The organism is Streptomyces zhaozhouensis (assembly GCF_900230195.1).
Taxonomy (GTDB): Bacteria; Actinomycetota; Actinomycetes; order Streptomycetales; family Streptomycetaceae; genus Streptomyces; species Streptomyces zhaozhouensis.
On sequence record NZ_OCNE01000001.1, the window covers coordinates 1 to 12,426 of the forward strand.

The window sequence follows — 12,426 nt, forward strand, 5'->3', positions numbered from 1 at the left end:
AAATAACTCAAAAATCTGGCATTGACTTTTGGCACGCTGTTGAGTTCTCAAGGAACGGACGCTTCCTTCAAACCCCTCTCAGGGCCCTCCGGGCGCTTCCCTTCGCTGTGTCCACTACTTTAGAACCAACCCCGCCCGAATTCCAAATCGGGTTCCTCCTGGTTGTTTTCGGCAAGCCGAAAAAGGCCCCGGAGGGAGAGTCCGCTGCTTTGTAGTGGGTTGTCGCCCAAGCTGCTCCGAAGGGTCTGACGACCGTCTTCCAGGAGCGTCTGCTTCAGGCGACTCGATCTACATTACGACCCTGTTGCCCCGGCGTCAAGCCGCGCAGCTCGTCGCCGGGGTTGGTGGGCCCGGTAGGGGCTGACGGTGGGGTCGTCCGCGATCCAGTAGCGCCACGGGTGCACCGCGCCGGGGCCCGATATCCCGGTGCGTGGGCCGCTGTTGACCAGTCGGCTGACGGCGGGCGTGCCCTGCCGGACGCGGAGTGGGGCGGCGGGGTCCGCCCCGCAGACATCCGTGCCGTTCAGTGCGCGGTCCACGTCGAGCGCGGTGGCCAGGCGGGCCGGCCCCTTGGCCAGCTCGTGGTCCTTGCGCGCCTTCGGCCGGCGTGCGCGGGCCAGTTCGGTCCCGGTGAGGATCTCGCCGGCGCGGAGCAGCACACCGCTCGCGTGGCCCTCGGGTCCGCAGACCAGGTTGAGGCAGTGCCACATGCCGTAGGTGAAGTAGACGTAGGCGTGGCCAGGCGGCCCGTACATCGAGGCGTTGCGCTCGGTGCGACCGCGGTAGGCGTGGGAGCCGGGGTCGATCTCGCCCGCGTAGGCCTCGACCTCGGTGATCCGGACGGTGATCGTCCCCTCCTCGGAGGTACGGACCAGGGTGCGGCCGAGCAGCTCGGGCGCGACGTCGAGCACCGGTCGGTCGAAGAAGTCGCGGGGCAGCGGCTGCTCGGGGCTGGGCTTCGTCGGCACGTGGATCTTCCTGCGTCTTCCTCGGGTCTTCCCGCGGCTCTTCGGGTCTCCTGGGTGGTCCGCTGACTAGGCTAACGGGGCCAGCAAACCGTTCGACGAGGAGGTTTCCGCTCTATGTCCGAGTTGCGCCGTCGTCCCCTGCCCCACGACTTCCACCCGCCGGTGGCCGCGTTCGAGGTGACCAGCGAGGGGTTCGACGAGGGGGCGACCCTGCCCGACGCGCAGGTGCACGCCGGGGGCAACACCTCGCCTCAGCTCAGCTGGTCCGGGGCTCCCGAGGGCACCCGGAGCTACGCCGTCACCTGCTACGACCCGGACGCGCCGACCGGGAGCGGGTTCTGGCACTGGGTGCTGTTCGACCTGCCCGCCTCGGTGACCGAGCTGCCGGCGGGGGCCGGGGCCGCGGGCGGCGCCGGGTTGCCGGACGGGGCGGTGCAGGCGCGCAACGACTACGGGACGCGGGACTTCGGCGGGGCCGCGCCGCCGCCCGGTGACGGGCCCCACCGCTACGTCTTCACCGTCTACGCCGTGGACCAGGAGAAGCTGGGCCCGGACGAGAACGCGACGCCCGCCCAGGTCGGGTTCATGCTGCGCTTCCACGCGATCGGGCGGGCGCGGCTGATCGCCGAGTACGAGGTGCCCGCCTGAGGCGGTGCCCCGCGTACCCGAGGAGCGACGGACGGGTCCCCGGCGGGGGCCCGTCCGTCGTTCATCTCCCGTTCCCGTGCCGTGGAGGCGGGGGAAATTGCGTTGTCCGACCGTGGTGGTGGCGGCACAGTGGGTGCCGGACCGCCGGGGGTGGCGGTGCGGGAGACGGGGAGGTGGTCGGGGTGTCGGGAACCCTGGTGTTGAACGCGAGCTACGAGCCGCTGTCGACGGTTTCGCCGCGTCGGGCCGTGGTGCTGGTGTTGCAGCGCAAGGCGGACCTGGAGCACGCGGTGCCGGGTGTGCACTTCCGGGCGGCGGCCCTCGACCTCCCGGTTCCCCAGGTGATCAGGTTGCGGCGATTTGTGAAGGTTCCCTTTCGACAACAGGCGCCCTGGTCACGCCGGGGGGTGCTGGTCAGGGACAGGCACCGCTGTGCCTACTGCGGTCGGCGGGCGAGCACGGTGGACCACCTGGTGCCGCGTTCGCGCGGGGGTGGGGACACCTGGTTGAACACGGTCGCCGCCTGCGCGGACGACAACCGCCGCAAGGCGAACCGGACGCCGGCCGAGGCCGGGATGCGGCTGCTGGTCGAGCCGTTCCAGCCGACTCCGGCGGACGCCCTGGTGCTGGCGCTGGGAGCGGGGGGCGCGTCCGCCGCGCTGCCGGAGTGGCTGGCGGCGCGGACCGGGATGGCCGGCGCCGCCTGACCTTCCGCGCCCGACGGCGACGCGACGGTGCCGCCCGCGGAGATCGACTCCCGGGCGGCACCGTCGCGTCGCCGTCGTGGGTGAGCGCCGCGGGCTCACTCGATGCGGGGGCGCTCCCGGGGGGCCGGGGGCTTGTCGAGGGCCGGCTGGCCCCCGCCGTTGCCACCGCCGCCGTTGTCGTTGTCCCCGGCGCCGGTGAGGCGGTTGAGGTTGCCGCCCAGGCCCTTGAGCGCGTCGCCGATCTCGCTGGGCACGATCCAGAGCTTGTTGGAGTCGCCCTCGGCGATCTTCGGCAGCATCTGCACGTACTGGTAGGAGAGCAGCTTCTGGTCCGCGTCGCCCGCGTGGATCGCCTCGAAGACGGTGCGGATCGCCTGGGCCTCACCCTCGGAACGGAGGGCGGCGGCGCGGGCGTCACCCTCGGCGCGCAGGATCTCGGACTGCTTGGCGCCCTCGGCCTGGAGGATCTCGGACTGCCGCACACCCTCGGCCTGGAGGATCGCCGCGCGCTTGTCACGGTCGGCGCGCATCTGCTTCTCCATCGAGTCCTGGATGGAGGTCGGCGGCTCGATCGCCTTCAGCTCGACGCGGTTGACGCGGATGCCCCACTTGCCGGTCGCCTCGTCGAGGACGCCGCGCAGTGCCGCGTTGATCTCCTCGCGGGAGGTCAGGGTGCGCTCCAGGTCCATGCCGCCGATGATGTTCCGCAGGGTGGTGACGGTCAGCTGCTCGATGGCCTGGATGTAGTTGGAGACCTCGTAGGTCGCCGCCCGCGCGTCCGTCACCTGGTAGTAGATGACGGTGTCGATGTTGACCACCAGGTTGTCCTGGGTGATCACCGGCTGCGGCGGGAAGGGAACGACCTGTTCCCGCAGGTCGATCCGGTTGCGGATGCGGTCGATGAAGGGAACGACGATGTTGAGGCCGGCGTTCAGGGTGCGGGTGTAGCGGCCGAAGCGCTCCACGATGGCCGCGCTGGCCTGCTGGATCACCTGGATCGTTTGGACGAGCGCGATGACGACCAGCACCACCAGGATGATCAGCACGATGATGATGGCGTCCATCGTGTACTCCCCTTGCTGCTAGTTGAGTTGGGACGGTTGGGGTGTCGCGGCGACCATCACATCACGATGGCGGTGGCGCCGTCGATCTCGACGACGCTGACCTGGGTGCCGGGCTCGAAGGCGTCGTCGTCGCCCAGGGACCGGGCCGACCACTCCTCGCCGGCGAGCTTGATCCGGCCGTTGTTGGCGTCGACGCGCTCCAGCACGAGGGCGGACCGTCCCTTCAGGGCGTCGACGCCGCTGCGCAGCTCGGGTGGGCCGTTGCGGGAACGGCGGGCGATCGGGCGCACGACGGCGATCAGCGCCGTGGAGACCACGGCGAACACCACGACCTGGAGGACCAGGTTGTCCGTGAGCGAGGCGGTGACCGCGGCCGCCACGGCGCCGGCGCCGAGCATCCCCAGCTCCGGCATGGTGGTGAGCACCAGTGCGATGCCGAATCCTCCGGCGGCTATCAGCCACCACACCCAGAAGTCCACGCGCCCATCGTAGTGCCCCGGACACGCCGAGGAACAGGGCGTCAACCGGTCAGCCGGGGCGCGGAGTTCAGCCGAGGGGGAGCCCCCTGGCGGTCCACCGGTCGCCCTGGCGCTCGACCACCAGCGGCAGGCCGAAGCAGCGGGAGAGCTGGGCCGAGGTGAGCGTGGCCTCCAGGGGGCCGGCGGCGAGCACCGAGCCGCCCTGGATGAGCAGCACATGGGTGAAGCCCGGTGGAATCTCCTCGACGTGGTGGGTGACCATGACCATGGCGGGGGCGTACGGGTCGCGGGCGAGGCGGCCGAGGCGGCGCACCAGGTCCTCGCGCCCGCCGAGGTCGAGCCCGGCGGCCGGCTCGTCCAGCAGCAGCAGCTCGGGATCGGTCATCAGGGCGCGGGCGATCTGGGTGCGCTTGCGCTCGCCCTCGGAGAGGGTGCCGAAGCGTCGGTCGAGGAGGTCGTTCATCCCGAGGCGGTCGAGGAACGCGCGGGCGCGCTGCTCGTCGACGGCCTCGTAGCTCTCCTGCCAGCCGGCGGTCATGCCGTAGGCGGCGGTGAGCACGGTCTGGAGCACGGTCTGGCGGCGGGAGAGCTTGTCGGCGAGGGCGCTGCTGGCCATGCCGATGCGGGGGCGCAGCTCGAAGACGTCGACGCCGCCCATCTTCTCGCCGAGGATCTGGGCCGTGCCGCTGGTGGGGAACAGATAGCTGGAGGCGACGTTCAACAGGGTGGTCTTGCCCGCTCCGTTGGGGCCAAGGATCACCCAGCGCTCGCCCTCGGCGATCGACCAGGAGACCTTGTCCACCAGAGCGCGGCCATCGCGGACCACGGATACGTCCACCAGCTCCAGTACATCGCTCATGCGCGCGGTTTCTCCCCTTGCCATCGCCGTTTCGGTGCCTGTGGGCACTTCCCCAGGACAAAACCTACGCCACCTCTCACCGTCGCCGGGCGCCAGGCGGCTTGTTCCGCGTCACTCCCTAAGGTAGAGGGCATGTGGGAGGAACCTCGTGTGGGGCGGCTGGCCGCCTGGGGCAACGCGTTGCTGGCCGGTCTGGTGTCGCCGGACGACGCGGCCGCCGGTGCGGTCGGGGAGGACGCGGCGCACCGTGTGGCGGGGCTGCCGGGCGAGTCGGGGCAGGTGGGGCTGACGTTGGCGTGGGGCCGCCTGCGCGCGCTGGGAGCGGTGGGGCTGCGGATCGCGCTGCCGGCGCCGGGGCATCCGCTGGGGCTGAGCGGGCCGCCGGAGTTCAACGAGGCGGCGCTGGACGCGGGTGAGGCCGTGTTGGTCTCGGGGGCGGCGCTGGGTCTGGTGCCCGAGGTGGTCGAGCGCGGGCCGGAGGACGACACCTGGTGCGAGGTGCTGTGGCGGGTGTCGCCGGTGCGGCCGGCGCCGCCGGCCGACGTGCCGTCGCTGGGCGAGGCGGAGCGTGAGCTGGCCGAGGTGATGCGGGACGCGACGGCGGCGCTGACGGCGTTGGACGTGGCGGGTTCCGGGCCGGTGGCGGACGCCTCGCTGGCGGCGTACCGGGCGCGGATGGAGCGGGGGCGGCAGTTGCTGGCGCCGGGGTACCCGCCGCGCGCGGTGCGGGTGTTGGAGCTGGCGTCCCGGGTGGGGGCGCTGGTGGAGATCGCGCGGGGGGACGAGGGCGGCGGCGCGGTGAGCGCCGGGGAGCTGGCCCGCCGGGAGGCGCTGCTGCGGCCGGTGGAGCGCGCGGCGCGGCGGGCGCGGGTGGCGGCGTACAACGCGTACGCGGAGGAACGGGAGCGGCAGCGGGGGTAGTCGGGTGCGGTGGTCGGGGAAGGGAGCGGCCCCCGGAGCCTGGCCGGCGTCCGGGGGCCGCGGGTGACCCTGGTGGCGTCAGCTGTTGACGGCCGTGTTGCCGAAGGTCGGGTTGAGCACGCCGATCACGTTGACCGAGTTGCCGCTGACGTTGACCGGCACGTCGACCGGGACCTGGACGTTGTTGCCCGAGATGACGCCGGGCGAGCCGGCGGCGCCGCCGATGGCGCCGGAGTCGGCGGCGGCGGTACCCGCGGCGGCGCCCAGGGCGGCGCCGGTGGCGGCGAGGACCAGGGCGGCCTTCTTCGCGTTGTTCATGAGATGCGTTCCTCCTGGACGAATGCGTGTGCCGCGACCCCGCTGCGGGGGTCGCGTGGTGCACAACGCGTCGATCTGACGTGCGGCACGGGCGGGCGGCCCGTTACCTCCGTTCGGATCAACGCGGGGGGCGCGGGCTGACGGTGCCCGCTCGCCCGGGTCAGTGGTTGACGGCGGTGTTGCCGAAGGCCGGGTTGAGCAGGCCGACCACGTTGACGGTGTTCCCGCTCACGTTGAGCGGCACGTCGACCGGGATCTGCACGCTGTTGCCGGAGGCGACGCCGGGCGAGCCGGCGGCGCCGCCGACCGCGTTGCTGTCGGCGGCGGCCACTCCGGCGCCGGTGGCGGCGATGCCGCCGACGATGAGGGCGACGGCGCCGGCCTTCTTGAAGTGGTTCACGTCGAGTCCTTTGGCTGGGTTCTCGGGTTCTCGTCCGGGGCGGGGTTGCCCCGACTCCTCCCTCAAGAACGGCCGTCCGGCGACGGGGACACGCGCACGATCACTAGGTCACCCGATGGTATGACGAGCGGAGTTGACCGGGTGGACGTCAGTCGGCCATGCCGTGGCGCACGGCCCACAGGGCGGCCTGGGTGCGGTCGGCGAGGTCCAGCTTCATCAGGATGTTGGAGACATGGGTCTTCACCGTCTTCTCCGAGAGCACCAGGGCGCGGGCGATCTCCCGGTTGGCGCGGCCCCTGGCGATCAGGGCCAGCACCTCGCGTTCCCGGTCCGTCAGCGCGCCGGCGCGGCCGCCTCCCCCGCCCTCCCCCGACAGCAGCGCGCCGGCCACCTCGGGCTGGAGCAGCACGTGGCCGGCGTGCACGGAGCGGATGGCGCCGGCCAGCGCGTCCGGGTCGATGTCCTTGTGCACATAGCCCGCGGCGCCGGCGCGCAACGCGGGGACGACGGTGCGGCGTTCCGTGAAGCTGGTGACGACCAGCACCCGGGCGTCGCTGCCCCGCTCGCGCAGCCGGCCGAGGGCCTCGACGCCGTCGGTCCCCGGCATCTTGACGTCCATCAGGATCACGTCGGGGCGCAGCTCGGCGGCGGCGGCGACGCCCGCGGCGCCGTCGGCGGCCTCGCCGACCACCTCGATGTCGTCCTGCACCTCCAGGAAGGTGCGCAGCCCGCGCCGCACCACCTGGTGGTCGTCCACGATCAGCACGCGAATGGCGTCAGCCACCGGGCACCTCCATCTCGATCACGGTTCCCTCGCCCGGCGCGGAGCGCACGGTGAGCGTGCCGCCCACGGCGGAGGCCCGGTCGCGCATGGAGACCAGGCCGAGGTGGCGTCCCGCGGTGCGGACGGCGTCGGGGTCGAAGCCCGCGCCGTCGTCGCTGACCCGCAGCAGGGTGGCGCCGTCCGCGCGGCACAGCAGCACGTCGACGGTGGCGGGCGCGGCGTGCCGCAGGGCGTTGTGCAGGGCCTCCTGGGCGACGCGGAGCAGGGCGGCCTCGTGGGCGGGCGGCAGGGCGCGGATGTCGCGGCAGTCGCAGCCGACCCGGGCGGGGTGGGCGCGGTCCAGGACCTGGACCTGGGCGCGCAGGGTGGCGGCGAGGCCGTCCTCGTCGAGGGCGGCGGGGCGCAGCTCGACGACGGCGGCGCGCAGTTCCTCGGCGGCCTCGGCGGCGAGGGCGGCGACCTGGCGCAGCTCGCCCCTGGCGCGTTCGACGTCGCGGTCCAGGAGGGTGGTGGCGGCCTGGGCGGTGAGCCGCAGGGAGAAGAGCTTCTGGGAGACGGCGTCGTGCAGCTCGTGGGCGAGGCGGGCGCGTTCGTCGGCGATGGTCAGCTCGCGGCTGCGCTCGTAGAGGCGGGCGTTGGTCAGGGCGATGGCGGCGTGTTCGGCGAGGAGGTGGAGCAGCTCCTCGTCCTCGCCGGTGAAGCCGCAGCCGTCGGGGGGCGTCGGCGCGTTCCGCGGGCAGCGCTTGTTGGCGAGGAATATGGCCCCGAGCACCTCCTCGCCGTCGGCGATCGGCATCCCGAGGAAGTCGGTCATCTCGGGGTGGGCGGAGGGCCAGCCCTCGAAGCGCGGGTCGAGGCGGACGTCGGGCAGCCGGACGGGGGCGGCCGTGTTGAGCATGGCGGCGAGGATGCCGTGCTGGCGGGGCAGCGGGCCGATGGCCTTCCACTGCCGGTCGGTGACGCCGTCGACGAGGAACTGGGCGAAGCCGCCGTTGCCGTCGGGGACGCCGAGCGCGGCGTAGCGGGCGTCCAGCAGCTCGCGGGCGGAGCGCACGATGGTCTGGAGCACGTCGTGCACCTGGAGCGTGCGGTTCATGGCCAGCAGCGCGGCGCTTACCGCGGCCAGACCGGTGGGTGGGCCCATGGGCGAAACGTTAACCCGCCGCCTCCCGGGTCGTATCGGGCGGCGGCGGGTCGTGGCGTGCGGCGCGGGGCCTAGGTCGCGGGACCGAGGCGGCCCGGCTCCGGGTCAGGCGCGCATGACCTCGGGCTCGTGGCGGCGCAGGAACTTCATCACCAGGAACCCGCAGATCACGGCGAGCACCAGCAGGGCGGAGACGTCCAGCAGCCAGAAGCCGGCCTCGTGCTTCCACAGCGGGTCCGGGTCGGGGTCCTCGGTGGGCGAGGCCGTCAGGGTGTTGAGGTCGACGGTGGTGCCGGTGCCGGCCAGCGCCCAGCGGGACGGCATCAGCCAGGCCAGCTGCTCGACGCCGAGGGTGCCGTGGACCTGGAAGAGCGCGCCGGTGAAGACGAGCTGGACGACGGAGATCATCACCAGCAGCGGCATGGTCATCTCGGAGGTGCGCACCAGCGCGGAGATGACCAGGCCGATCATCATCGAGGTGCAGCCGAGGATCATGATCACCAGGCTCATCTCGACCGCGGGCGAGCTGGTGAAGAGGACACCCTCCGGGGGCATCTCGCGCGGCGCGAGGCCGATGACGCACAGGATGGCGCCCTGGAGCACGGTGACGATGCCCAGCACGAAGACCTTGGACATCAGGTAGGCGGAACGGGAGAGGCCGACGGCCCGTTCTCGTTCGTAGATGACGCGTTCCTTGATCAGCTCGCGCACCGCGTTGGCCGCGCCGGAGAAGCACATGCCGACGACGAGGACCAGCAGCACGATGCTGGCGTCACCGTTGCGCAGCCCGCTCTCCGGTGGGCCGTAGCCGAGGCCGGAGTCGGCGGGGATGGCCAGGCTGACCAGGCCGAGGATGATGGGCAGGGCGACGGTCAGACCGAGGAAGCCCTTGTCCGCGAGGATGACGGCGGCGTAGCGGCGCATCAGGGTCAGCACCTGGGAGCCCCAGGTCTGCGCCTTCTGCTGGATCATCCCCATCGGCTGGTACGGGGCGGCCTGCGGCTGCACGGCGTCCAGGTCGGCGGCGTACATCTGGTAGTGCTGCGAGCCGCGCCAGCGGCCCATCCAGTCGTAGTCGCGGTAGTTCTCGAACGCGGAGAAGACGTCGGCCCAGTTGTCGTAGCCGAAGAAGTTCAGCGCCTCGTCCGGCGGGCCGAAGTAGGCCACGCCGCCGCCGGGGGCCATGACCAGCACCCGGTCGCACAGGCCGAGTTCGGCCACGGAGTGGGTGACGACCAGCACGGTGCGGCCGTCGTCGGCCAGCCCGCGCAGCAGCTGCATCACGTCGCGGTCCATGCCCGGGTCGAGGCCCGAGGTGGGCTCGTCCAGGAAGATCAGCGACGGCTTGGTGAGCAGCTCCAGCGCGACGGAGACGCGCTTGCGCTGGCCGCCGGAGAGGGAGGAGATCCGCTTGTCGGCGTGCGGCAGCAGCTTCAGCTCGGCCAGCACCTCCTCCACCCGGTTGTTGCGCTCGGCGACCGCGACGTCCCCGGGGAACCGCAGCTGGGCGGCCAGCCGCAGCGCCTGCCGGATGGGCAGGGCGGTGTGCAGGATGTCGTCCTGCGGGACCAGGCCGATGCGGTGCCGCAGCTCGGCGAAGTGGGTGTAGAGGTTCCGGTGGTCGTACAGCACCTCGCCGTAGGTGGCGGGGCGGTAGCCGGTGAGGGCGCGCAGCAGCGTCGACTTGCCGGAGCCCGAGGGGCCGATGACGCCGATCAGCGACTTCTCGGGGACGCCGAAGGAGACGTCGTTGAGGATCGTGGTCTGGCCGTTGTTGACCTGGACGGTCAGGTGGCGGGCCGAGAAGGAGACCTCACCGGTGTCGACGAACTCCTGGAGCTGGTTGCCGACCAGGCGGAACGTGGAGTGGCCGATGCCGACGGTGTCGTTGGGGCCGAGGTTGGCGCGGCCGTTCTTCGGCAACTGCTGGCCGTTGACATAGGTGCCGTTGTGGCTGCCCATGTCGTGGATCTCGAACCGGCCGTCGCTGTGGGCGAGGAACTCGGCGTGCAGCCGGGAGACCTGGAGGTCGGGAACGACGAGTTCGTTCTCCAGGGCACGGCCGATGCGGGTGACCTGGCCGACCGCGAACTGGTGAAGGCTGGTCGCGCCGTGGTTGGGCTGGCCGTCGCCGGGCGCGGGAGCGGCGGCGGGCTGCTGCGGCGGCGGGCCGCCCGGCTGCTGGTAGGGCGGCGCGGCCGGCATCCCGGGGGCCTGGTAGGGCGTGGCGGGGGCCTGCTGGGACTGGTAAGGCGTAGCGGGAGCCTGCTGGGACTGGTAAGCCGCGCCCTGTCCCGACTGGTAGGGCATCGCCGCCGTCTGCTGCGACTGGTAAGGCTCGGCGCCCGCGGTGAACGAGAGCCGGGGGCCGTCGGTGGCGTTGCCCAGGTGTATCACCGCGCCGGGCCCCAGCTGCTGCTGCTGGACCCGCTGCCCCTGGGCGTACGTCCCGTTGGTGCTGCCGTGGTCCTCGACGATCCAGCTCTGCCCGCCCCACCGCACGGTCGCGTGGCGCCACGAGACCCGGGAGTCCTGGAGGACGAAGTCCCCCTGCGGGTCTCTCCCGAGGCTGTAGGACCGCGTAGGGTCCAAGGTCCAGCTCTGACCGTTCAGTTCCAGTACGAGTTCTGGCACTCCATGCCCCACAAAGTCGTCCCCCGAGTGACCTCCGACCGGAAGTCTAGGGATGGTTGAACATCGTTGGGGCACTATTCCAGGCTCGGGGCGAAAACAGGAAGTCGCCCCCCGAAAGTGGCCACGCTGTCGCCAAGCGTGAACACGCCCGTGACATCGGCGTCGGTGCGGTGACCGGCGGCCGGTCGGGGGTGTCCGGCTGCCGGACACCCGGGGCGCCGGCCGGTCGGGCAGCGGCTAACGTGGGCCCCATCATGACCTCCGTGACTTGGGCCGACGAGATGGCCCCCACGCTGTTGGTGAAGATCTTCGGCGGCGACCGGCCGGGCCTGACCGCCGGGCTCTTCCGCACGCTGGCCGGTTTCCAGGTCGACGTGATCGATATCGAGCAGGTCGTCACCCGGGGAAGGATCACGCTCTGCGCGCTGGTCCGCGCCCCGGTCGGGGACGCGTCCGGGGGCGGCGGCGAGGGCGAGCTGCGGGCGACCGTGCACGCCTGGGCCGAGGGCGCCGGGCTCCAGGCGGAGATCATCTCCGGCACCGGCGACAACCCGGCGCGCGGCACGGGCCGCAGCCACGTGACGGTGCTGGGGAACCCGTTGACGGCGGAGGTCACGGCCTCGGTCGCGGCCCGGATAGCGGCCACCGGCGGCAACATCGACCGGATCTACCGGCTGGCGAAGTACCCGGTGACGGCCGTGGAGTTCGACGTCTCCGGCGTGCCGACCGAGGTCCTTCGCACGGCCCTGGCGCGGGAGGCGGCGGCCAGTGGCGTGGACATCGCGGTGGTCTCCTCCGGGCTGCAACGGCGCGCGCCCCGGCTGGTGGTGATGGACGTCGACTCCACGCTGATCCAGGACGAGGTGATCGAGCTGTTCGCGGCGCACGCCGGCTGCGAGGAGCGGGTCGCCGAGGTCACGGCCGCGGCGATGCGCGGGGAGCTGGACTTCGAGCAGTCCCTGCACCAGCGGGTGGCGCTGCTGGCCGGTCTTGACGAGTCGGTGGTGGACAAGGTCAGGTCCGAGGTGCGGCTGACCCCCGGCGCGCGGACGCTGATCCGGACGCTGAAGCGGCTGGGCTGCCAGGTGGGCGTGGTGTCCGGCGGCTTCACGCAGGTGACGGACTCGCTGCGGGAACGGCTCGGGCTGGACTTCGCGGCGGCCAACACCCTTGAGGTGGTGGACGGGAAGCTGACCGGCAGGGTCACCGGCGAGGTCGTCGACCGGCCGGGGAAGGCGCGGCTGCTGCGGCGGTTCGCCGCCGAGGCGGGGGTGCCGCTGTCCCGCACGGTGGCGATCGGCGACGGGGCCAACGACCTGGACATGCTGAACGCGGCGGGGCTCGGGGTGGCGTTCAACGCCAAGCCGCTGGTGCGGGAGGCCGCGCACACCGCGGTCTCGGTGCCGTTCCTGGACACCGTGCTCTACCTGCTGGGGATCACCCGGGAGGAAGTGGAGGCCGCCGACGCCCAGGGGTGGTGAGGCGGTGGCGCGGCGGCCG

The 12,426-nt window shown here is 72.3% G+C and carries 13 protein-coding genes; 4 read left to right on the forward strand and 9 right to left on the reverse strand.

Annotation, left to right across the window (positions count from 1 at the left end; translation table 11 throughout):
- Positions 1 to 293: 293 nt before the first annotated feature.
- Positions 294 to 968, reverse strand: coding sequence for a DNA-3-methyladenine glycosylase (locus CRP51_RS00005; protein WP_097228802.1), 675 nt, complete (start codon positions 966 to 968; stop codon positions 294 to 296).
- Positions 969 to 1,082: 114 nt separating this feature from the next.
- Here CRP51_RS00005 and CRP51_RS00010 point away from each other — a divergent pair, with 114 nt between their 5' ends.
- Positions 1,083 to 1,616, forward strand: coding sequence for a YbhB/YbcL family Raf kinase inhibitor-like protein (locus CRP51_RS00010; RefSeq protein ID WP_097228803.1), 534 nt, complete (start codon positions 1,083 to 1,085; stop codon positions 1,614 to 1,616).
- A 182-nt stretch (positions 1,617 to 1,798) separates the two neighbouring features.
- Complete coding sequence (locus CRP51_RS00015) at positions 1,799 to 2,323, forward strand: HNH endonuclease (RefSeq protein WP_097229383.1); 525 nt, start codon at positions 1,799 to 1,801, stop codon at positions 2,321 to 2,323.
- A 95-nt stretch (positions 2,324 to 2,418) separates the two neighbouring features.
- Here the strand turns inward: CRP51_RS00015 and CRP51_RS00020 are convergent, their stop codons facing one another.
- From CRP51_RS00020 to CRP51_RS00030, 3 genes are all read right to left on the reverse strand, one after another.
- Positions 2,419 to 3,387: an SPFH domain-containing protein gene (locus CRP51_RS00020; protein ID WP_097228804.1), complete on the reverse strand. Its 969-nt coding sequence runs from the start codon at positions 3,385 to 3,387 to the stop codon at positions 2,419 to 2,421.
- A 56-nt stretch (positions 3,388 to 3,443) separates the two neighbouring features.
- Entirely contained in the window at positions 3,444 to 3,866 is a 423-nt protein-coding gene (locus tag CRP51_RS00025) for an NfeD family protein (protein ID WP_097228805.1), read from the reverse strand.
- A 67-nt stretch (positions 3,867 to 3,933) separates the two neighbouring features.
- Positions 3,934 to 4,725 (reverse strand): ABC transporter ATP-binding protein, encoded by a 792-nt coding sequence (locus tag CRP51_RS00030; protein ID WP_097228806.1) that lies wholly within the window; start codon positions 4,723 to 4,725, stop codon positions 3,934 to 3,936.
- A 132-nt stretch (positions 4,726 to 4,857) separates the two neighbouring features.
- Between CRP51_RS00030 and CRP51_RS00035 the strand changes: the two genes are divergently transcribed.
- The gene (locus tag CRP51_RS00035) at positions 4,858 to 5,646 is read left to right on the forward strand and encodes an Rv1486c family protein (RefSeq protein ID WP_097228807.1); all 789 of its coding nucleotides are present in this window, start codon (positions 4,858 to 4,860) and stop codon (positions 5,644 to 5,646) included.
- A 78-nt stretch (positions 5,647 to 5,724) separates the two neighbouring features.
- On the opposite strand, the gene CRP51_RS00040 is transcribed toward CRP51_RS00035, so the two are convergent.
- The 5 genes from CRP51_RS00040 to CRP51_RS00060 all read right to left on the reverse strand — a co-directional run bounded on the left by CRP51_RS00040 (position 5,725) and on the right by CRP51_RS00060 (position 10,926).
- Positions 5,725 to 5,964, reverse strand: a complete 240-nt coding sequence (locus CRP51_RS00040; RefSeq protein WP_097228808.1) for a chaplin — start codon at positions 5,962 to 5,964, stop codon at positions 5,725 to 5,727.
- A 160-nt stretch (positions 5,965 to 6,124) separates the two neighbouring features.
- Positions 6,125 to 6,364 (reverse strand): chaplin, encoded by a 240-nt coding sequence (locus CRP51_RS00045; RefSeq protein WP_097228809.1) that lies wholly within the window; start codon positions 6,362 to 6,364, stop codon positions 6,125 to 6,127.
- A gap of 148 nt (positions 6,365 to 6,512) precedes the next feature.
- The gene (locus CRP51_RS00050) at positions 6,513 to 7,148 is read right to left on the reverse strand and encodes a response regulator (RefSeq protein ID WP_097228810.1); all 636 of its coding nucleotides are present in this window, start codon (positions 7,146 to 7,148) and stop codon (positions 6,513 to 6,515) included.
- Positions 7,141 to 8,292 (reverse strand): GAF domain-containing sensor histidine kinase, encoded by a 1,152-nt coding sequence (locus CRP51_RS00055; RefSeq protein WP_097228811.1) that lies wholly within the window; start codon positions 8,290 to 8,292, stop codon positions 7,141 to 7,143. The genes CRP51_RS00050 and CRP51_RS00055 overlap by 8 nt, the downstream gene beginning before the upstream one ends.
- Before the next feature lie 105 nt (positions 8,293 to 8,397).
- Positions 8,398 to 10,926, reverse strand: coding sequence for an FHA domain-containing protein (locus CRP51_RS00060; protein ID WP_097228812.1), 2,529 nt, complete (start codon positions 10,924 to 10,926; stop codon positions 8,398 to 8,400).
- Positions 10,927 to 11,180: 254 nt separating this feature from the next.
- Between CRP51_RS00060 and serB the strand changes: the two genes are divergently transcribed.
- Positions 11,181 to 12,407 carry a phosphoserine phosphatase SerB gene (serB, locus tag CRP51_RS00065; RefSeq protein ID WP_097228813.1) on the forward strand — a complete coding sequence of 409 codons (1,227 nt, stop codon included), beginning with the start codon at positions 11,181 to 11,183 and terminating at the stop codon, positions 12,405 to 12,407.
- The last annotated feature ends 19 nt before the right edge of the window (positions 12,408 to 12,426 follow it).